Source organism: Sphaerotilus hippei (assembly GCF_003201595.1).
GTDB classification, from domain to species: domain Bacteria; phylum Pseudomonadota; class Gammaproteobacteria; order Burkholderiales; family Burkholderiaceae_C; genus Sphaerotilus; species Sphaerotilus hippei.
Genome location: NZ_QJJS01000024.1, coordinates 19,723 through 40,626, shown reverse-complemented (window position 1 = coordinate 40,626; position 20,904 = coordinate 19,723). Strand labels below are relative to the sequence as shown.

The window sequence follows — 20,904 nt, the reverse complement described above, 5'->3', positions numbered from 1 at the left end:
GGCGGGAAGGCCCGGCCCGGGCTCAGGCCGGCCGCACGATCGGCCGCTCGATGGCGCCCAGGTCGCGCCAAGCCTCGGGGTGGCAGCTGAACAGCAGCACCTGGTGGCGTTGCGCGGCGTCGAACAGCACCCGCTTCATCTGCGCCAGCCGCCCCGCATCGCTGTGCACCAGTGCGTCGTCGAGGATCAGCAGCGTCGGGCGGCCCGCCTCGCGCAGCAGGTCGGCGTAGGCGAAGCGGCTGATCAGGCCCAGCTGCTCCCGCGCACCGAAGCTCAGCGCGCCGAATTCACCCGTCTGCGCCACCCCGCCATGGTCCGGGCGCGTCAGCGCGCCCGGGGCGAGCTGCGCATCGATCTGCAGCCGCGCCTGCGGCATCAGCAGGCGCAGGCAGGCGTCGAGGTGGCGCTGCAGCGGCGCCTGCAAGCGCGTGATGGTGGCCTGGCGCCGGGCGTCGAGCTGGCGGCAGAGCAGGTCGAGCGCGGCGGCGCGGCGCTGCAGCTCGTCCAGGCGCCGCCGGGCGCGCCCGAGTTCTCCGGCCGCGTGTTCACGCTGCTCTTCCAGCCCCTGGGCGCCGGCCTTGTGCAGGTCGTGCTCGAGCAGCAGGATCTGCTCGCGGCGGCGCTGGTGCGCCTGCTCGGCCTGCTCGATGCTGCGGCTCAGCCGCAGCAGGTCCTGCTGCACGAGGTCCGGGCGGATCGCCTCGATCTGCGCCTGCGTGCTGGCCATGCGGGTGGCCAGCGCATCCCGCTCGGCGCTGGCCTCCAGCAGCTGGCGCTGGGCTTCGGCATGGCGCTCCAGCCGCTGCGGGTCGTCCAGCGCGCAGCGCACCGCGTCGAGCTCACGCCGGGCCTCGGCCTCGCGGCTCAGGCTGGCGGCGTGCTGCTGCTGGGCCAGCGACAGCGCGGCCGCGGCCCGGTCCTCGTCCTGGCGGGTGCTGTCCTGCAGCGCTTCGGCCCGGGCCAGATCGGGGGCGCCAAGCTCGGTGTGGCTGCCGGCCTGCTCCGCGGCGGGCGCCAGCCGCGCCAGCGCCGTCGCGGTCGTGAGCCGCCGGGCCGCGAGGCGGTCGGCCTCCTCGGCGAGCGCCTCGACGCCACGCGGGGCGCTCAGCGCCAGGGCCTGCTCGGCCAGCTGGATCCGGGTGCGCAGGTCCTCGTGGGTGAGCAGGCGGGCCTCGGCCTCGTCCAGGTCCTGCAGCCCGGCGCGCTGCAGCGCGGCCAGCAGGCCGTCCTGTGCCGCGGCCTCGTCGCGGGCCAGCGTCGCCAGGTCCTGGCCGCCGGGGATGATGGTGAATTCGCCCACGCCCTCGATCACCAGCACGGCGGGCGCCGACAGGTGCCGCTCTCCCCGGCCTTCCAGCGCGAGGCCGTCCAGCCGCACCCGTTGCCCGGGCTGCAGCACATGGGTCAGCCGGGTGGCGACGGCCTCGCGCTGCAGCGCCAGATGGCGCCGCCGTGCGTCCAGCTGGCGCAGCGCCTGCACCTCGGCCAGCGTGATCGCGCTGGCTGCCGCGGCCTGCCGGAGCTGCACCAGCGCCTGCTGCCCGGCCCGGGCGCGGTCCAGCATGTCCTGCAGCCGGGCGGCGCCGTCGTGGTCGCGGGCCTGCTGCTCGAGCAGGGTGCGGCGGTGTTCGTCCTGGCGCGCCGCCTGCACCTGCTCGCGGGCGCGCACGCTGGCCGCTCGCGTGGCCTCGGCCTGCTGGCGGGCCGGTGCCAGCGCCGCCGCGCTGGCCTGGAGCCGGGTGCCAGCCTCGGCCAGCGCGGCCTCGCGACGGCCACGTTCCTGCGCCTGCTGCTGGTGGGCCTCGATCTGCTCGAGCAGCAGGCCGCGGGTCTGCTCCCGCTGGGCGTGGCGGATGCGGTCGTCGTCGAGCTGCCGCTGGGTGGCCTTCAGCGCCGCCTCGCGCTGGCGTGCGGCCTCGAGCTCGCCGCGCAGCCGGTCCCAGGGGCGCTGCACCTCGTCGGCCTGGTGCAGCGCGCGCTCGCTGGCGAGCTGGTCGACCTGCTGGCGGTAGGTGGCGATCCGCGTGTCCAGCGCCGCCAGTCCGCTCTCCAGCACCTGCACCTGCTCGAGCGCCTCCGAGTGGGCCCCCCGCGGACGGCCCTGCGGCGTCAGCAGCTCGGCGCGCCAGGCGCGCAGCTGCTCCAGCACCTCGTCGCCGCCGGTGGCCGCCAGCTCACCCGCGGCGTTGCCGCCGATCAGGCCCTGCAGCGCGTCGTGCAGGTGGTCGCGGGCGTGGCGGGCGGCGTCGTGCAGCTCCTGGCCCGTGCCCTGTTCCACCCACAGCAGGCCGGGGATGCCCCAGTGCTCGCTCTTGCTCGCCCCCTTGCCGGCGAACTGGAAACCGAAGAGCTGGGCCAGCCGGTCCTCGGCCTCCACCCCTTCGAGCTGCTGGCCGGCCGTCGGCTCGCCGGCCCGTGGCGCGAGGTGCAGGCTGCAGCGCTTGCGGCCCAGGAAGCTCTTGCTCAGCCGGCAGGCCCGGCCGTCGAGCATGAAATCCAGCTCGATGGCCGGTGCCGCGCCCGTGTCGCCCCAGGGCCTCAGGTCGTCGACGGCCGTCGAGCGGTGGCGCTCGAAGAAGGCCGCGCGGATGGCGCGCACCAGCGTGCTCTTGCCGGCCTCGTTCGGGCCGGTGAACAGGTTCAGGCCGGGCTCCAGGTCACGCAGCTCGAAAGGCTGGCGGAACTGGCGCAGCTGCTCGACGCGCAGGCGGGTCAGGTACATGCCTGGTTTCGGGCTCATGCGGCGGCTCCCGCCGGCAGGGCAGGGGCGTCGGCCGTGCCCTGGCGCGCGGCCAGCGCCGCGGTCAGCAGCATCAGCGCGTCCTGCGCCACCCCGGCGGCCTCGCCCCCGGCCCGGCGGGTCTCGCGCAGCTCGTCGATCACCTCGCCCAGGTAGCCGTCGGCGTGCAGCCCCGCCAGGTCCTCGTCGGTCGGATCCAGCCGCAGCCCGCCGAGATCGGCCGCCAGGTGGCGCGCCTGCGCCTCGGCGCGCCCCAGCGCAGCCTGCAGCCGCTGGTGGCCGGCCAGGTCGATCGGGCCGCTCACGCTCAGGTCCACCACGTCACGCGCCGTCAGCGCGGCCAGCCGGTCGAGCAGCCCGTCCAGGTCGCTGGCCACCTGCAGCGTCGCCTCCAGGCTCGTCCAGCGGAACTGCCCGGTCTCCAGCACCGTCACCTGCGGCTCGGCCCCGGCGTGTGCCACGTCCACCAGCAGCGCGCGGCCCGAGTCATTGGCCTTGAAGCGGTCGGTCTCCGGCGTGCCGCTGTACCAGAGTCGCGGCTGGATCGCCTTGCAGCCATGCCAGTCGCCCATCGCCAGGTAGTCGAGCCGGGCCCGCTCGGGCCGGTCCGGCGCGATCGGGTTGGCCGAGTCGATCTGCTCGGCCAGCACGCCCTGCACGCTGCCATGCGCCAGCCCGATGCGCACCCGCCCCGGCTCGGTCTCGGCCGTGTCGAACCACGCGGTCAGGTCGCTGTAGGTGTGGCGCTGCGTCAGCGGCGCGGGCAGCACCACGAAGCCCCGGTCCGCGAAGTCCAGCTGTTGCGGGCTCAGTGCCAGGTGGACGTTCGGCGGCACGGCCGCGAGCCGCAGCGCCCGGGTCCACACGCTCTCGGTCAGGGCCGCATCGTGGTTGCCCGGCAGCAGGATCCACGGCCCCGCATGAGCCGCCAGCGCATTGAACAGCTGGCGGATGCAGCGGTCCGACACCGTCTGCGCATCGAACACGTCCCCCGCCACCAGCACCGCATCGACCTGCTGCGCCGTGGCCAGCTGGGCCAGCCGCTCCACCGCCGCATAGCGCGCCTGCGCCAGCGGCACGGCGTTGTCCGGGGGCAGGCTGCCGTACTGGCGCCCGATCTGCCAGTCGGCGGTGTGGAGGAAACGGGGCAAGAGGAGGTCTCCAGGCAAGGCTGTGCAGCGATGCCGACGATCATAGGCAAATGTTCTTGCAGAAAGTGCTTGCAAGCTCCGATTTCCTCCATATAATGGAAGGCTGTTCCCTGATAGCTCAGTTGGTAGAGCGACGGACTGTTAATCCGCAGGTCCCTGGTTCGAGTCCAGGTCGGGGAGCCAGAACTCAAAACAAAAAGGCACCTAAGCCAAAAGCTCAGGTGCCTTTTTGTTGCCTATGCGGTTCTGGTCCATCTCTGGTTCGGTCCAGCTAACGAGCAATGCCGAGTTCGTGGTGTGCCGCGGGCATTACGGCACGTGAACAGATCCATGTCTCCATTTGGGAAACAGGTCCGCGCTTTCTCAGTTGCGGCGATACCGCAAGCACTCAACGACTGACTGGGTCAGGTGTCCGAGTCCGATGTCAAGAACGCCCGGCGACAGCTGTGTCGATGGGGGCATTGCGGCCGAGACCCCAGAGGTCAGGACGTTCCTCGACACGATGAAGGCGTGGTTTTCAGGTCTCGGAGTGCAGAGGTTCTACAGCGCGTAGGAAAGATTCACGTATCCCCCTCAAACGCGGTCCGGCGTACCCGGGTGGCGTCTCATTCGCACGATGACAGGACGGACTCGGTCTAACCCGCAGGTATAGTGAAAGTCAATAACTGGTGCCTCACGGGAGGGGTACCAAGATGGCGTGCTGCGCGACTCGCGGTGAATGGCAAGCACCGGCAATCCGCCACCCGTCTGCACAGGGTTTACCTCAGGACATGCTCAAGCTCGAAGACATCAAGAAGAACGCCGCGGTAGCCGGCATCGAGCTTGGTCAGATCGTCCGCATCGTCACCACCGAACCGGTGGGCAATCAGGCGCTGACGGTCTACTACAAGACCGCCGATGGCCGGGTTCAGGAGCGCATGCTGTTCCGTTCCGACGAGGCCAACCTGGCACTGGCCGAAGCCGGTCGGCCCTGGGCCTTCGATGCTCCGGGCGAGGCCTTCAAGCTCGCCGCCGAGGCCTATCGCATCAACCTGGCCCACCTGTTCGACCCGATGATGGCGGTGCACACGTCCAACGTGGAACCGCTGCCGCACCAGATCACCGCGGTCTACGAGTCGATGCTGTCGCGCCAGCCGCTGCGCTATGTGCTGGCTGACGACCCAGGCGCAGGCAAGACCATCATGGCCGGCCTGCTGATCCGCGAACTGCTGATGCGCGCCGACGCCCGGCGCGTGCTGATCGTGGCCCCCGGTAGCTTGGTCGAGCAGTGGCAGGACGAAATGGCCGAGAAGTTCGGCCTGGAGTTCACCCTGTTCAGCCGCGAGATGGTCGAGCAGAGCCGCGGCAACGCCTTCGAGGACGCCGACCTGATGGTCGCCCGCATCGACCAGCTTTCGCGCAGTGAAGAACTGCTGGAGAAGCTGCGCCTGTCCCACTGGGATCTGGTGGTGGTCGATGAAGCGCACAAGCTCTCGGCCAGCTACTTCGGCAACAAGGTCAACAAGACCAAGCGCTTCCAGCTGGGCGAGCTGCTGGGCGGCATCACCCGCCACCTGCTGCTGATGACGGCCACGCCGCACAACGGCAAGGAAGAGGACTTCCAGCTGTTCATGAGCCTGCTGGACAGCGACCGCTTCTACGGCAAGTTCCGCGACGGCGCTCACAAGGTCGACGTCACCGACCTGATGCGCCGCATGGTCAAGGAAGACCTGCTCAAGTTCGACGGTTCGCCGCTGTTCCCTGAGCGCATCGCCAGCACGGTCAACTACAAGCTATCCAACCTGGAAGCCGCCTTGTACGAGGGCGTCACAGCCTACGTGAAGGAGGAGATGAACCGGGCCGACCAGCTGCAGGACGGCAACCGCAAGGGCACCGTGGGTTTCGCCCTCACCTCGCTGCAGCGCCGGCTGGCATCCAGCCCCGAGGCGATCTACCAGTCACTCAAGCGCCGCCGCATCAAGCTGTCGCGCCGGGTCGAGGAAGAGAAGCTACGTGCCCGTGGCCAGGCAGCCGGCAACAAGCTGGCCGAGACCATCCCACTGAATGGTGCAGGGGGCAAGCAAGGCTCACCCGAAGACGTCTGGGAATCCGCCGATGCCCTGACGCCCGAGGACTATGAAGATTTCGAGGAAGCGGTGGTGGACCAGGCCACCGCCGCGCAGACCATCGTCGAGCTGGAGGCCGAGATCTTCAGCCTGCAGGCGCTGGAAGAGCAGGCCCGCCAAGTGGTGCACAGCGGGCAGGACCGCAAGTGGGACGAGCTGTCGCGCCTGTTGCAGGACACGCCGGAGATGCGCGATGCTGAAGGCCGTCAGCGCAAGCTCATCATCTTCACTGAGCACAAGGACACCCTCAACTACCTGGCCGACAAGATCCGCGGCCTGATCGGTACCGAAGAGTCGGTGGTGATGATCCACGGCGGCGTCAAGCGCGAAGACCGGCGCAAGGTGCAGGAGCTGTTCCGCAGCGACCCGGCCACACGGGTGCTGCTGGCCACCGATGCTGCCGGCGAAGGCGTGAACCTGCAGAACGCCAACCTGATGGTCAACTACGACCTGCCGTGGAACCCGAACCGGCTGGAGCAGCGCTTCGGCCGCATCCACCGGATCGGCCAGACCGAGGTCTGCCACCTCTGGAACCTGGTGGCCAAGGAAACGCGCGAAGGCGACGTCTTCCAGCGCCTGTTCGAGAAGATCGAGATCGAGCGCGCTGCGCTGAAGGGCCGGGTGTTCGACATCCTGGGCGAGGTCTTCGAGGATCGCAGCCTCAAGGACCTTCTGATCGACGCCATCCGCTATGGCGATGACCCCGAGGTTCGCGAGCGGCTGCACCGTCAGGTCGACGGCGCACTGGACACCGCCCACCTTGAAACCATCATCAAGCGCAACGCCTTGTGCGACGAGGTGATAGACCCGAACCGCCTGTTCGCGCTGAAGGAGGAGATGGAGAAGGCCGAGGCCCGCAAACTGCAGCCCTACTTCATCCGCGCCTTCTTCAGCCAAGCCTTCCAGCAACTGGGCGGCGAGCTGCGCGCCCGCGAGGCCGGCCGCTGGGAGATCACCAACGTGCCCGCCGTGATCCGCGAGCGCGACCGCCAGATCGCCGGCCGTGACCGCCGCCACCTGCAGCCCGTGCTGCGCCGCTACGAGCGCGTCTGCTTCGAGAAGGGTCATGTGCGACTGGCCGGCAAAGTGGGCGCGCCCATGGCCAGCCTGATCCATCCGGCCCACCCGCTGATGCAGGCCACCACCGACTTGATGATGGAGCAGTACCGCAGCAAGCTCAAGCAAGGCGCCGTGCTGGTGGATCCCACCGACCTGGGCCTGACCCCGCGCCTGCTATTCATGGTCGACCACGCGGTGCGCGAAGGTGACGACCAGACCAAGATTGCGTCGCGCCGCATGCAGTTCGTGGCCATCGACCCGCAGGGCCTGGCCACCAACGCCGGCTGGGCGCCGCACCTGGACATGCAGGCTGCCGACGAGGCCGATCTGGCCCTGGTGCCCGACGTGCTGGCCACGCCTTGGATCGCCCGCGACCTGGAGCAGGTGGCGTTGACCTACGCGTCAGCTCAGCTGGTGCCCGAACACTTCAACGAGGTACGCACCCGGCGCGAAGCCCAGGTGGACAAGACCCTGGCTGCCGTCCACGAGCGGCTGGTCAAAGAGATCAACTACTGGTCGGACCGCTACATCAAGCTGGGCGAAGACAAGGCCGCCGGCAAAGACGTGCGCCTGCCGCTGGAGAACGTGCAGCGCACCATCGACGACCTGACCGCCCGCAAGCAGTCGCGCGAGAAGGAACTCCTGGCGCTGCGCCACGTGGTGTCGGCCACTCCAGTGGTAGTAGGCGGTGCGCTGGTCATCCCCGCCGGCCTGCTGCTGCAGCGCCGGGGCGTGCCTGCCGAGGTGGGCGGCTGGACGGCCGATGCCGCTGCACGCTCTCGTGTCGAGCAACTGGCCATGCAGGCCGTGACGGACGCTGAACGCGCCCTGGGCCACCAGGTCATCGACGTGTCGGCGCAGAAGTGCGGCTGGGACATCACCGCCATCCCGCCCGCCCAGGGCGGCAAGCTGCCGCTGTCCCGCCACATCGAGGTCAAGGGCCGCGCCAAGGGCAGCAGCACCGTGACCGTGACCAAGAACGAGGTGCTGTACGGCCTCAATCAGCAGGACAAGTTCATCCTCGCAGTGGTGCTGGTGGACGGGGACAATGTCGAAGGCCCGCACTATGTGCGTCGGCCATTCACGCAGGAGCCTGATTGGGCCGTGACCAGCGTGAATCTCGACTTGAATGAACTCCTGAAGAGGAGCACCGGCCCATGCGTCTGAGAAAAGTCTCGCTGTCAAACTACCGATGCTTTGAGCGACTCGACATTGACCTGCACCCGCGCCTGACCGTCATCGTCGGCACCAACGGTGCCGGCAAAACAGCTGTACTCGACGGCATCGCAGCAGGCCTGACGCCGGTTCTCAGGCACCTGTCGTCAGCCAACCAGCGCCTGACAGGTGAAGGCGCCGGCATCAAGGACACAGACTTCCGGCTCGTTACGCGCGAAGGGCGTGCCGGTGCTGAACGCTGGGTAGCCGCAAGCCATGCTCAAGTGCATTTGCGTACAACCACCGGGCTGGAGTGGGACTACTGGCGTCCATCCTCCAAGGGCGCGGAACCCGCGAGCAAGGTGGGCGAGAGCTCGCTCTCCGCACATCTCAAGCAGATTGGTGAGAGCCTCAGCAGTCCTGATCCTCTGCTCCTACCCGTGTTCGCGTACTACGGGGCGCGGCGCGGGCACATCGAGATCCCCGAACGACTGCGCGCTACCAAAGAAAACTACGGCCACCCTACGGCCGCCCTGGTCGGCGCTCTTGAATCGCTGAACGACTTCAAGGAGATGCTGAAGTGGTTCGACTTGGCCGAAGCTGCCGAACTTCGGGCTAACAAGGGGTCCCGCCCCGAGGACTACGAACTTTCCCCAGCGCTGGAGGCCGTGCGTCATGCCGTGACCAGTTTGCTCGGCGGGGCCTACCAAAACCCGTACTTCAATGCCGACCACCGCTTTGTGGTGGAACGCATCGATGGGGGCGTGCCTCTGCAAGTTGGCCAGCTAAGTCAGGGCTATCAAAGCATGCTAGCCCTGGGCATGGATTTCGCACGACGATTGGCTCTGGGCAATCCGCACATGAGCTACGGCAACCACGATTCCACCGTCTTCGCCGCTAGCGAGCTGCAGGTGCTTGGGTGGGCCGGTGAAGACAGGTTGCCCGCAGTCGCCCCGATGATCGCTCCCGCCCTGATGCTGGTGGACGAAATCGACCTGCATCTGCATCCCACCTGGCAGCAAAGGGTTCTGGGTGACCTGATGCGTACCTTCCCCGGCACGCAATTCATCGTCACTACCCACAGCCCCCAAGTCCTCAGCACCGTCAGCCGCGAGCACATCCGTGTGCTGACGCAGCGCGATGACGGCCAGCATGTTGCCCTGACGCCCGACTTCAGCCCCCTGGGCCACGCTGCAGGCGACGCGCTGGCCAAAGTGATGGGCACGCACAAGGTGCCGCCTCTGGCCTTGCTGGACGACGTGCATGCCTACGAGCAACTGGTTCGCTCTGGCCAGGAGCTTAGTGACGACGCAGTGAAGTTGAAGGCGAAGCTTGATCAGGCGGGCTATCAAGTCCATGACAGTGATCTGGTGACCTGGCGCTTCCTCGCCAGTCGCAAACTGGGCAAGCAGAGCTGAACATGGTCGAGCTTCAACACCGCGCCATTCCCACACCCTCACTGACTGCTTTCGTCACCGCCCACCCCGCAGCCACGGCCGCCGACTTCGACAGCTTGGAGTTCCGCCCCGTCAAAGACCAGGTGAAGGCCGATTTGCATGCCGACCAAGCCGGGCTGTGCGTCTATTGCGAGCGCGAGTTGGCGAGCGATGCAGGTCAGGTCGAACACATCAAGCCCAAGGCCGGCGCCAACGCCCACCCGCACCTGTGCTTCAGTTACGGCAACTACGCGCACAGCTGCATCAACCCACAGACCTGCGGGCAGAAGAAAGGCAATGGCCTGCTGCCCATCGAGCCCGGCCCAGGCTGCAACGGCGAATGGATGTTGACCACTACCGGCGCCATCGAACCCACAGCCGGGCTCACCCGCACACGGGCCCACCAAGTGCGGCAGACCCGCGACATGCTGGGCCTGAACCGGGACTCCAACCTCGTGGATGAGCGCGAACGCTGGCTACAGCGCATGCTGGACGTGTTGCACCAGGCCCCGGTCGACATCGGCGCCTACCTGCAGCAGATTCCCTACCGACACATTCTGGCCACGGCGCTGTAAGCGCCGAGAGCATTCATGACCGCCCCCATCAAGTCCCCCAAGAAGCTCATCGAAGTCGCCCTGCCGCTGGACGCGATCAACGTCGCGTCCGCCCGAGAGAAGTCCATCCGCCACGGCCACCCCAGCACGCTGCACCTGTGGTGGGCGCGTCGTCCGCTGGCGGCGGCGCGGGCGGTGATCTTTGCGCAGATGGTGAACGACCCGGGCGGCGAGCGCGGTTACTTCGCAGGCATGACCAAGGCGCAGGCCGCGGCCAAGCGCGAGGAGCTGTTCAAGATCATCGAAGACCTGGTGCAGTGGGAGAACACCAACAACGAGGCGGTGTTGGAGCGCGCCCGCGCGGCCATCCGCGAAAGCTGGGTCGAGACCTGCCGGCTGAACAAGGGCCACCCGCAGGCGGCCGAGCTGTTCAACCCCGACAAGCTGCCCGCCTTCCATGACCCCTTTGCGGGCGGTGGCGCGCTGCCGCTGGAGGCGCAGCGCCTGGGGCTCGAAAGCTGGGCCAGTGACCTGAACCCGGTGGCGGTGACGATCAACAAGGCGATGATCGAGATCCCGCCCAAGTTCGCCGGCCGTGCGCCGGTGGGGCCACGGCTGGAGAGTGACAAGCAGGGCAAGTTCGACGAGGACTGGCGCGGCGCGCGTGGCCTGGCCGAGGACGTGCGCCGCTACGGCGCCTGGATGCGCGCCGAGGCCGAGAAGCGCATCGGTCACCTGTACCCGAAGATCGAGGTGACGGCCGAGATGGTGGCCGAGCGGCCGGACCTGAAGCCCTACCAGGGCGAGAAGCTGACCGTCATCGCCTGGCTGTGGGCGCGCACGGTCAAGAGCCCGAACCCGGCGTTCGCGGATGTGGACGTGCCGCTGGCTTCGACCTTCGTGCTGTCCAGCAAGGAGGGCAAGCAGTCGTATGTGCAGCCGGTAGTGGACAACGGCGGCTACCGTTTCACGGTGCAGGTGGGTGAGCCTGACGAGGCAGCAAAGAGTGGGACTAGGCTGTCCCGTGGGGCGAACTTTCGGTGCGTCATGTCGAACACGCCGATTGGTGCCGACTACATCAAGGTCGAAGGTCAAGCCGGACGACTAAGCGCTCGCCTGATGGCGATCGTGGCCGAGGGGCAGCGAGGTCGTGTCTACCTAGCGCCTACCAGCGAGCATGAAACTACCGCGGCGAGCGCGTCGCCGACTTGGCGGCCTGATGTCGAGTTCTTCCAGCAAGCCTTGGGGTTTCGCGTCGGCAACTATGGCATGTCCCGTTGGAGTGATCTCTTTACGCTGCGCCAGCTAGTCGCCCTGACCACGTTTGCCGATTTGGTACAAGAGGCTATCGCTCTCTGCAAGACCGATGCTCAGGCTGCAGGCGCAGCAAATGACGAATCGGCACTCGGTAGTGGCGGCAGTGGAGCCGACGCCTACGCACAGGCCATAGGTGTGTATTTGGGTCTTGGGGTTGGCCGCTCGGCTGACTTTTGGTGTTCAATCGCCACTTGGAGCAACGCAGCGAAAAACGAACTGGTTTCGCATGCCTTCACAAAACAGGCGATTCCAATGACTTGGGACTTCGGTGAGTGCAATCCACTCAGCGAATCGGGCGGAAACTTTACGCAGAATTTGAGCTTCATTGCCAAATGCATAGAGCGGCTTCCATCTGAAGGGTCTGGATGCGTACTGCAAGCAGACGCTCAGACTCAGTCTCATAGTGCGGGGAAGGTCGTTTCCACAGACCCGCCTTACTACGACAACATCGGGTACGCCGACCTTTCTGACTTCTTCTATGTCTGGCTGCGCAAGAGCCTGAAGCTGATCTACCCGGACTTGTACGCCACCCTGGCTGTGCCCAAGGCGGAGGAACTGGTGGCTACCCCCTTCCGCCACGGTGATTCGCGTCAGGCCGAGTCGTTCTTCTTGAACGGCATGACCCAGGCCATGCACAACTTGGCCGAGAAGGCACATGCGGCCTTTCCGGTCACCATCTACTACGCCTTCAAACAGAGTGACACCGAGGCAGAGTTGGGCACTTCAAACACGGGTTGGGAGACGTTCCTACAAGCCGTATTGGACGCCGGATTTGCCGTTACAGGCACATGGCCCATGCGCACCGAACGCAGCGCGCGGTCGCGCGGCATCGGTTCTAACGCCCTGGCCTCCAGCATCGTACTGGTCTGCCGCCAGCGCGCGCACGACGCGCCCACCATCGGCCGTCGCGCCTTCATCCGCGAGCTGAACGCCGCGCTGCCCGATGCGCTGGACGAGATGACCCGTGGTGGCGTCAATTCGCCCGTGGCGCCGGTGGACCTGAGCCAGGCCATCATCGGCCCCGGCATGGCCATCTTCAGCCAGTACAGCGCGGTGCTGGAAGCCGACGGCAGCAAGATGAGCGTGAAGACCGCGCTGCAGCTGATCAACCGCTTCCTGGCCGAAGACGACTTCGACCACGACACGCAGTTCTGCCTGGCCTGGTTCGAGCAACAGGGCTGGGCCATCGGCAAGTTCGGTGAAGGCGACGTGCTGGCCCGCGCCAAGGGCACCAGCGTCAGCGGCCTGGCCGATGCCGGCGTGCTGGAAAGCAGCGGCGGCAACCTGCGCCTGCTGCGCTGGGCGGAGCTGGACGCCGGCTGGTCACCCGAGGACGACGAACGTAGCAAAGGCGGCACCCCGGTGTGGGAAGCCCTGCACCAGCTGATCCGCGCCCTCAACAAGGACGGCGAGTCCGCCGCCGGTGCCCTGCTGGCCCGCATGCCCGCCCGCGCCGAGCCCATTCGCGCCCTGGCCTACCGCCTCTATACCCTGTGCGAGCGGCAGGGCTGGGCCGAGGATGCGCGGGCGTACAACGAGCTGGTGGCGGCGTGGACAAGCGTGGAGACGGCAGCAAGCGACTTGGGGCCGGTGGGACAGCAAACGGCGCTGGACATCTGAATCAAGGAGGCCCTTCATGCTCGACAAGATCAAGATCGAAAACTTCACTGTCTTTGACGACGTGGAGTTTCAATTCGGCAAAGGCATCAACGTCATCATCGGTGACAACGGCACCGGCAAAAGCCACCTGCTCAAGCTGGCCTACGCCATCAGCACCGTGGCGGTCAGCACAGGAAAGTCTGCCAGCCCACCCGCCAAGGCGGAGCTACAGAAGCAGATCGCGGCCAAGCTGGTCCACGTGTTCCGGCCCGACACGTTGGGCAGGCTGGTGCGTTCAAAGCGCGCCAAAGGCGAGGGACGCGGCAACAAGGGGCGGGCAGCGGTGAGGCTCCAGTTCCTGGGCGGGGCCGACGAATGGTCGTTCAACTTCTCGGGCATGGCCGAGAAAGAGGTCGTGCTGGACAGCCCACCCAAGGCATTCCCTAAGTCAGAAGCCATCTTCATCCCCACCAAGGAGGTGATGTCGATGTTCCCAGGGTTCGCGAGCCTGTACCGCAACCGCGAACTGGCGATGGACGAGACTTATTTCGACCTGTGCCTGGCGCTGGACGGCGCCCCGTTGCGCGGGCCGCGGTTCGACTCCATCAAGCAACTGCTCGATCCGATCGAAGAGCGGCTGGGCGGCAAGGTCGTGCGCGAAGGGGATCGGTTTTACCTCGACAGCACGCAGGGCAAAACCGAGATGCCGCTGGTGGCGGAGGGCGTTCGCAAGCTGGCCACTCTGGCGCATTTGCTGCGCAACGGATCGCTCACAAAAAAGGGCATCGTGTTCTGGGATGAGCCGGAGTCGAACCTGAACCCACGGCTGGTGCGCGATGTGGCGGCGATGCTGATGAGCTTGGCCGCGCAAGGCATCCAAGTGTTCATTGGCACGCACAGCTTCTTCCTGATGAAGGAAATCGACATGCTGAAGCGGCTGGATACCCGTTTCGGCCAGGTTCCGTGCCGGTACATCACCTTGGGCCACGACGATGAGGACAAGCCCGTTTTCGAGCAAGGTGAGGATCTGAAGTCGGTGAGCCACATCGTGGCACTGGACGAAGAGCTGGCGCAGTACGACCGCGAACTGCAGGGCGCTTGAGATGGAGCCGATTACCGAAGGCACGCTGCAGTTGACGTTCAACCCCGGCTGGCATGCGATCCAGTTCGACAAGACGCCGTGGTACGCCGTCAGCCACCTCAACGCCCACGGCGTCATGGCCATGGACGTCACGGCCCGGGGGCCTGATGGGCATCACTGGTGGATCGAAATCAAGGATTGCGTCGGCTACGAGGCCGACAACCTGCCGCGTCTGGCGATAGATCCGCCATCCGAGGTCAAGGCCACCCAGACCTGGGCCAACGAGCAAGGCTGGAAAGGGCGGGTCGAAGCCAAGCGAGCCAAGATGTTCGTAGCCGATGAGGTGCTGCAGAAGGTGGTCGGCACGGTGGCAACCCTGACGGCTGCAGCCCGTGCGCCTGTCACCGACGCCCACGCTGCAGCGGTTCGGCCCTTTGTCGCAGCTTGCATGACAGGGTCCAGATGGAATGTGGTGCTGCTGCTTACTTGGAACATTCCAGACTATGGCCGCTTGGCCAGCCGGCTGAAAACAGCACTGGAACAGCGCCTGCGGGCCTTCGACGTGACGTGTCATGTCGTCAACGAAAACATCACCGCGCCAACACTACCCTGGACGGTCGGGAGAGTCACACCGTGAGCCTGAAGCCTTGGCGAGAAATCGCCGTCCCCCACGAAGACGTGCTCAAGGGCACTTTTGCCCAAGCCGAGTTTGCCGCCGACATCTCGCGCGTGCATGCCGGCACGGCAACGCCCGAGTACCAGAACCCGGCGCTGTTCTTCCAGCGCACCTTCATCACCGGGGGTATGCGGCTGCTGCTGGATTCGGTGGTCAAGCGCCTGTCGGGCCGGGGCGGTGACCCGGTTATCCAACTGCAGACGGCCTTCGGCGGCGGCAAGACGCACACCATGCTGGCGGTCTACCACCTGGCCAGCGCCCAGGTGCCGGCCAGCGACATGCCGGGCGTGTCGGCCATCCTGGATGCGGCTGGCGTGGCCGAGTTGCCGCACGCGCGCATCGCGGTGCTGGACGGCATCAAATCCTCACCCAACCAGCCGGTGAATCATGGCGGCGTGACCGTGCGCACGCTGTGGGGCGACCTGGCCTGGCAGCTGGGCGGCGCCGATGGCTACGCCCTGGTGGCCGATGCCGACGCCTCGGGCACCTCGCCCGGCAAGGCCGTGTTGGAGACGCTGCTGGCGCACTATGCGCCCTGCGTGATCCTGATCGACGAGCTGGTAGCCTACGTGCGCCAGTTCGAGGAAGGCAAGTCGCTGACGGGCGGCACGTTCGATTCCAACCTCAGTTTCATCCAAGCCCTGACCGAGGCGCTGAAGGCGGTGCCCACGGCCGTGCTGCTGGCCTCGCTGCCGGAGTCGGACAAGGAAGCCGGCAGCCAACGCGGTGTGAAGGCGCTGGCCACCCTGGCGCACTACTTCGGCCGGGTGCAGGCACTGTGGAAGCCGGTGGCCACGGAGGAAGCCTTCGAGATCGTGCGCCGCCGGCTGTTCAGCCAGATCGGCGACCGGCTGGCCGCTGAAAGCGTGTGCCGAACCTTCGCCGACTACTACGTGGCCAACAAGGACGATCTGCCGCGCGAGACGCAGGAAGGCCGCTACTACGAGCGCCTGCTTCACGCCTACCCGATCCACCCCGAGGTGTTCGACCGCCTGTACGAGGACTGGTCGTCGCTGGACAACTTCCAGCGCACCCGGGGCGTGCTGAAGCTGATGGCCAAGGTCATCCACCGGCTGTGGAAGGACGACAACAAGGACCCGCTGATCATGCCGGGCAGCCTGCCCGTCTACGACGCCGACACGCGCAACGACATCATCTACTACCTGCCCCAGGGCTGGGACCCGGTGCTGGAGCGCGACGTGGACGGCGAGCGCGCCGAGACCACCGCCATCGAGAACCAGGACACCCGCCTGGGCGCCGTGCAGGCCTGCCGCCGCGCGGCGCGGGCCATCTTTCTGGGCAGCGCGCCGAGCACGGCCAACCAGGTGGTGCGCGGGCTGGAGCTGGAGCGCGTGGTGCTGGGCGTGGCCATTCCTGGCCAGCAGTTGGGCGTCTACAAGGACGCGCTGCGCCGCCTGGGCGACCGCCTGCACTATCTCAACAGCGGCAGTAACCGATTCTGGTTCGATACCCGGCCCAACCTGCGCCGGGAGATGGAAGACCGCAAGCGCCGCTTCCAGGACAAGGAAGACGTGTTCCCTGCCATCCAGGACCGCGTGCGCAAGAGCTTGGCCACCGGCATGTTCACCGGCATCCACGTCTTCACCGGCAGCGGCGACGTACCCGACGACTGGGCGCTGCGCCTGGTGGTACTGGCGCCGGACGCGGGCTTCAGCCGCCCCCAAGCGGGCAACACCATCAACCTGGCCGTGGACCGCGCCAGCGAGATTCTGAGGAACCGTGGCGACTCGCCCCGCCAGAAGCAGAACCGCCTGATCTTCATGGCGGCCGACTACGACAACGTGTCCCGCCTGCGTGACCAGGTGCGCTCGATGCTGGCCTGGCAGTCCATCGTCAGCGACGGCAAGGACGGCAAACTGAACCTGGACGGCATCCAGACCAAGCAGGCGCAGAAGGGCCTGGACGACGCCAACGACGCGCTGCGCCGCATGGTGCGCGAGACCTACAAGTGGCTGCTGGCGCCGGTGCAGGAAGTTCGACCCGGCAAGGGACCGAGCGAGATTCAGTGGGAGCACTTCGCCCTGAACCCCGGCTCGGCCAATGCGTCGCAAGAGATCGAGCGCGTGATGAAGGAGAACGAACTCCTGATCACCGAGTGGGCTCCCATCCACCTGGCCACCATGCTGCGACAGTGGTTCTGGAAGGATCAGCAGCCTGAAGCCACTGCACTGGATGTCTGGCAGAAGACCTGCCAGTACCTCTACCTCCCGCGCCTGAAGGACGACCAAGTCTTCCAGCTGACCGTGGGTGCCGGTGTCGAGAGCCAAGATTTCTTCGCCGTGGCCCAAGGCAAGGCCGAGGGGTGCTACCTGGGCTTCGTCTACGGCAAGCGCAGCATCATCATCATGGATGCCAGCCTGCTGCTGATTGCGCCGCCTGCCGCGCAGGCCTATGCCGAGAAGCTGCGCGCTGAGGAAGAGGCCGCCCGCAAGACCGAGCCGACGCCGCCGCCGTTCCCAGGCCCTGGCGGCTTGACCACCGGCATTGGCACGTCTGCACCGGGCGTTGAAGAGCGTAAGCCCGGTACTGGCACCAGCGGCATGCCCCCGGCCCCGACGACGCCAGCTGCAGCCCCCAAGCGCCGCTTCTACGGCAGCATCGACCTTGATCCGACCCTGGCCAAAAAGCAGTTCGCTGACATCGTCGACGAGGTGGTCCAGCAGTTCACCACCAAGCACGGCGTGAAGGTGCGCATCTCGATCGAGCTGGAGGCCGAAGCTCCAGTGGGGTTTGATGATGGAGTGCAGCGGGCGGTGAACGAGAACTGCAAGGTGCTGCGCTTCAACTCTGCCGAGTTCGAGTCCGATCAGTGACTGAAGCGGCCGTCACCCCTGGGGCGCCCAAGGCGCCGGACATCAGCGCTCAGCTGGCTGATGTACCGTGACGCCGACTGAAAAGGGGCGTATCAGTATCAGCAAGGGACTCCCGGATCGGTCATCGGTGGCAAGAGGGCGGATCGTAGCGTAGGGATCCGCCCCGTAGACTCCTCCGCATGCCCCACGCCGTTTCCCGCCTGCGCACCGCCTGCCTGACGCACTGTCCGACCCGACCGCGGCTGGATCGCGGGCCGCTGCGCCAGGTGCGTTGCGCGGGCTGCCGGCTGCTGCCCAGCCATTGCATGTGCGCGTGGCGGCCGGTGGTGCCCACGCGGGCGGGGGTGTGCCTGATCATGGGCGAGTTCGAGGCGCTCAAGCCCAGCAACACGGGCTGGCTGATCGCCGACGTGGTGCCCGACACGATGGCGTTCGGCTGGGAGCGCCTGGTGGCCGATCCGGCGCTGCTGGCCGTGCTGGCCGATCCGCAGTGGCAGCCTTACCTGGTGTTTCCGGGGGAGTTCGCGGCGGCGCGGCGGGTGGTGACCGGCCTGCTGCCCGAGGCGATGCCGGCGCGGGCTGCGGCGGATGAGGGCGGGGCGGGCGGCGCAGGCGTGCGGCCGCTGTTCGTGCTGCTGGACGGGACCTGGGCCGAGGCGCGCAAGATCTTCCGCAAGAGTGCGTACCTGGAGTGCCTGCCGGTGCTGAGCCTGCCGCCCGGCCAGGGCTCGTCCTACCGGCTGCGCCAGGCGTCGCACGGGCATCACCTGTGCACCTCGGAGGTGGCCGCACGGTGCCTGGCGCTGGCGGGCGACCTGCATGCGGCGCGCACGCTGGAGGCTTACCTGGACGTGTTCAGCCGCCGCTACCTGCAGGCCCGGCAGAGCGTGCCGCCGGACGAGCAGGACGAGGCGCACCAGCGCCTGCGCGCGCTGCATGAAGAGGCCATTGCCTGCACGCGCTGAACGGAGGGGCCGGGCGGGCGGCCTGCCCGCCGGGGGTCAGGGGCCGAGCACCCCGCTGCGCAGCCACTGCCGCACCAGCAGTTCCGAGCCTTCGATCGTCAGGTGGCTGCGGTCGTACTGCATGGGGATGAGCTCGGGCGTCTGCGAGAGGCACTGGCCGCTGGCGCACAGCGACCGGAACACGGAGATGTAGCGGGCGCCGTGGCGGTGGGCGAGGTCGGCCATCTGGCGGTCGAGCCGGTCGAGGCCGGGGTCCATGTGCCGGCGCAGCAGGTCGGGGTCACCGCTGCGCACGGCATTGGCGAGCAGCCGGGGCACGGCCATGTCGTAGCGGGGCACGGGGCCGAAGACGATGGTGCGCATGCCTTTGCGCTGCAGCCAGGCGAGCGTGCGGCTGGCCTCGTCGAGGCTGTGTTCGCTCCAGCGGGCGCTCAGCAGCACGGCGTCGACCGGCTGGGCCCACAGGCGCTGGTCGAAGGTGTCGCGCATGAAGCGCACGCAGCTGCTGATGCCGGTCTGCCAGCCCACCACGGGCAGGCAGCCCGCCGCGGTGGCCTGCATGATGTTGGCCTGCGGCCAGGCCCGGGTCAGGCCGGGCAGCAGGTGGGCCGCGTGGCTGTCGCCCACCAGCAGGTAGTTCTTGCGGGCGGGGTCCGAGCGCAGGCAGGTGGCGGGATCGAACTGTTCCTGCCGGTCCTCGGGCAGCAGGAAGCAGGTGCCCACGCGGGTGCCGGCATCCTGCGGATAGTCGAGGTAGCTGGCGACGACGGCCACCGACGCGTCGCCATGGGTCGGGAAGGACTGCGGCAGCGCGGCCGCCACACCGCTCATCGTCAGCGCCACCGCCGTGCCACCGCCGGCCAGGCCCATGGCCGTGCGGCGCGACAGCCCCCAGGCGCCGCGGAACGGACGCTCGATGAACCACCACGAGGCGGTGGCCAGCACGATGGACAGCACGATCACGCCGACCTGCACCAGCGCGGCCGGGGTCGTGTCCGGGAAGAACAGCGCGGCGGTGTTCTGGAACACCATCACCGGCCAGTGCCACAGGTAGAGCGAGTAGGAGATCAGCCCGATGAAGACCAGCGGGCGGGTGGACAGCAGCTGGTTGACCAGCGAGCTGCCGCCCGGGCTGCCGGCCAGGATGATCAGCGCCGCGCCCACGCAGGGAAACAGCGCCCGCAGGCCCGGGAAGGCGCCGTCCTTGTTGAAGTGCAGCATGGCGAACAGGATCAGCGCCAGGCCGGCCGCGCCCATCGCCTGGCGCAGCAGCGGGGCGATCCGGAATGACGGACGCCACAGCGCCAGGCAGGCGCCCACCAGCAGCTCCCAGGCGCGCGTGGGCAGCAGGTAGAAGGTGGCCGAGCGCCAGTGGAAGACGCCGATCGAGCTGGCGACCAGCGACAGGGCCAGCACGATCAGCAGCAGCCGCAGCGGGGCCTGCCCGCGGCGGTGCAGCCAGGCCAGCAGCAGCGGGAAGACGAGGTAGAACTGCTCCTCCACCCCGAGCGACCAGGTGTGCAGCAGCAGCACCGTGTCGCCGGGGTTGAAGTAGTTGATCGTCTGCCAGAAGTAGAGGTTGGCCACCGACAGCAGCGCGGCGGCCATGCTCTCGCCCAGCAGCCGCATCTCGGGCGGGTAGAGCACCAGCGCGCCCACCAGCCACACGGCGGCGAACATCGTGATCAGCGCGGGCACGATGCGCCGGATGCGCCGGTCGTAGAAGCGCCAGAGGCTGAACTCGCCGCGCTCGATCTCCCGGGCCAGGATGGCGGTGATCAGGAAGCCGGAGATGACCAGGAACACGTCGACACCGACGAAGCCCCCGGGGATGCCGGACACGCCGGCGTGGAAGGCCACCACCGGCAGCACGGCCAGCGCGCGCAGTCCGTCGATGTCGGCCCGGTAGGCTTGTGGAGAAGTGGTCATGGCGCTGTGAACTGGAGGTTGGGCGGCGGCGGGCAGGCCGCGCACGGGCGCGGCATGGCGAGGCTGCACATCGGCGATCCGATGTGTCCGGGTTCAGGTCGAACGAACGGGACGGACCCGGGATGGATCCGTCAGCCGCAGGGCCGCGGTGCAGCAGGAAGTTGCCGGCGGCCGACCGCGCTCAGGGCGGTGTCACGGAGCAGAAATAGCCGAGCGGCAACTCGCGGCCCCGACAGGGCGTCGTCAGCATGGCGAGTGTGAGGTTACAGTCATTCACAATTTATTGTAGGACGACTGCCCGGG

11 protein-coding genes and 1 tRNA gene are annotated in these 20,904 nt (G+C 67.5%); 9 read left to right on the top strand and 3 right to left on the bottom strand.

Going from position 1 to position 20,904, the window contains the following annotated elements:
• Nucleotides 1-22 precede the first annotated feature (22 nt).
• Both C7444_RS18505 and C7444_RS18500 read right to left on the bottom strand, forming a co-directional pair.
• Nucleotides 23-2,740, bottom strand: a complete 2,718-nt coding sequence (locus tag C7444_RS18505) for an AAA family ATPase (protein ID WP_110402343.1) — start codon at nucleotides 2,738-2,740, stop codon at nucleotides 23-25.
• Nucleotides 2,737-3,891, bottom strand: coding sequence for a metallophosphoesterase family protein (locus tag C7444_RS18500; protein ID WP_110402342.1), 1,155 nt, complete (start codon nucleotides 3,889-3,891; stop codon nucleotides 2,737-2,739). The genes C7444_RS18505 and C7444_RS18500 overlap by 4 nt, the downstream gene beginning before the upstream one ends.
• A gap of 107 nt (nucleotides 3,892-3,998) precedes the next feature.
• Between C7444_RS18500 and C7444_RS18495 the strand changes: the two genes are divergently transcribed.
• The 9 genes from C7444_RS18495 to C7444_RS18455 all read left to right on the top strand — a co-directional run bounded on the left by C7444_RS18495 (nucleotide 3,999) and on the right by C7444_RS18455 (nucleotide 18,672).
• Nucleotides 3,999-4,074 (top strand) — tRNA-Asn (locus C7444_RS18495).
• A 587-nt stretch (nucleotides 4,075-4,661) separates the two neighbouring features.
• Nucleotides 4,662-8,222, top strand: coding sequence for a helicase-related protein (locus C7444_RS18490; protein WP_110402341.1), 3,561 nt, complete (start codon nucleotides 4,662-4,664; stop codon nucleotides 8,220-8,222).
• Nucleotides 8,213-9,628 carry an AAA family ATPase gene (locus C7444_RS18485; protein ID WP_110402340.1) on the top strand — a complete coding sequence of 472 codons (1,416 nt, stop codon included), beginning with the start codon at nucleotides 8,213-8,215 and terminating at the stop codon, nucleotides 9,626-9,628. Before C7444_RS18490 ends, C7444_RS18485 begins: the two co-directional genes overlap by 10 nt.
• A 2-nt stretch (nucleotides 9,629-9,630) precedes the next feature.
• Nucleotides 9,631-10,221, top strand: a complete 591-nt coding sequence (locus C7444_RS18480; RefSeq protein WP_110402339.1) for a retron system putative HNH endonuclease — start codon at nucleotides 9,631-9,633, stop codon at nucleotides 10,219-10,221.
• A 15-nt stretch (nucleotides 10,222-10,236) separates the two neighbouring features.
• Nucleotides 10,237-13,137 carry a DUF1156 domain-containing protein gene (locus C7444_RS18475; protein ID WP_110402338.1) on the top strand — a complete coding sequence of 967 codons (2,901 nt, stop codon included), beginning with the start codon at nucleotides 10,237-10,239 and terminating at the stop codon, nucleotides 13,135-13,137.
• Nucleotides 13,138-13,153: 16 nt separating this feature from the next.
• Nucleotides 13,154-14,218 carry an AAA family ATPase gene (locus C7444_RS18470; RefSeq protein WP_170130804.1) on the top strand — a complete coding sequence of 355 codons (1,065 nt, stop codon included), beginning with the start codon at nucleotides 13,154-13,156 and terminating at the stop codon, nucleotides 14,216-14,218.
• A 1-nt stretch (nucleotide 14,219) separates the two neighbouring features.
• A complete protein-coding gene (locus C7444_RS18465) occupies nucleotides 14,220-14,834 on the top strand; it encodes a hypothetical protein (protein WP_110402336.1) in 615 nt (204 codons plus the stop codon).
• The gene (locus tag C7444_RS18460; protein ID WP_110402335.1) at nucleotides 14,831-17,707 is read left to right on the top strand and encodes an ATP-binding protein; all 2,877 of its coding nucleotides are present in this window, start codon (nucleotides 14,831-14,833) and stop codon (nucleotides 17,705-17,707) included. The genes C7444_RS18465 and C7444_RS18460 overlap by 4 nt, the downstream gene beginning before the upstream one ends.
• Before the next feature lie 179 nt (nucleotides 17,708-17,886).
• Nucleotides 17,887-18,672, top strand: a complete 786-nt coding sequence (locus C7444_RS18455) for a tRNA-uridine aminocarboxypropyltransferase (protein ID WP_110402334.1) — start codon at nucleotides 17,887-17,889, stop codon at nucleotides 18,670-18,672.
• A 36-nt stretch (nucleotides 18,673-18,708) separates the two neighbouring features.
• Here the strand turns inward: C7444_RS18455 and C7444_RS18450 are convergent, their stop codons facing one another.
• Nucleotides 18,709-20,601 carry an acyltransferase family protein gene (locus C7444_RS18450; RefSeq protein ID WP_110402333.1) on the bottom strand — a complete coding sequence of 631 codons (1,893 nt, stop codon included), beginning with the start codon at nucleotides 20,599-20,601 and terminating at the stop codon, nucleotides 18,709-18,711.
• Nucleotides 20,602-20,904 lie beyond the last annotated feature (303 nt).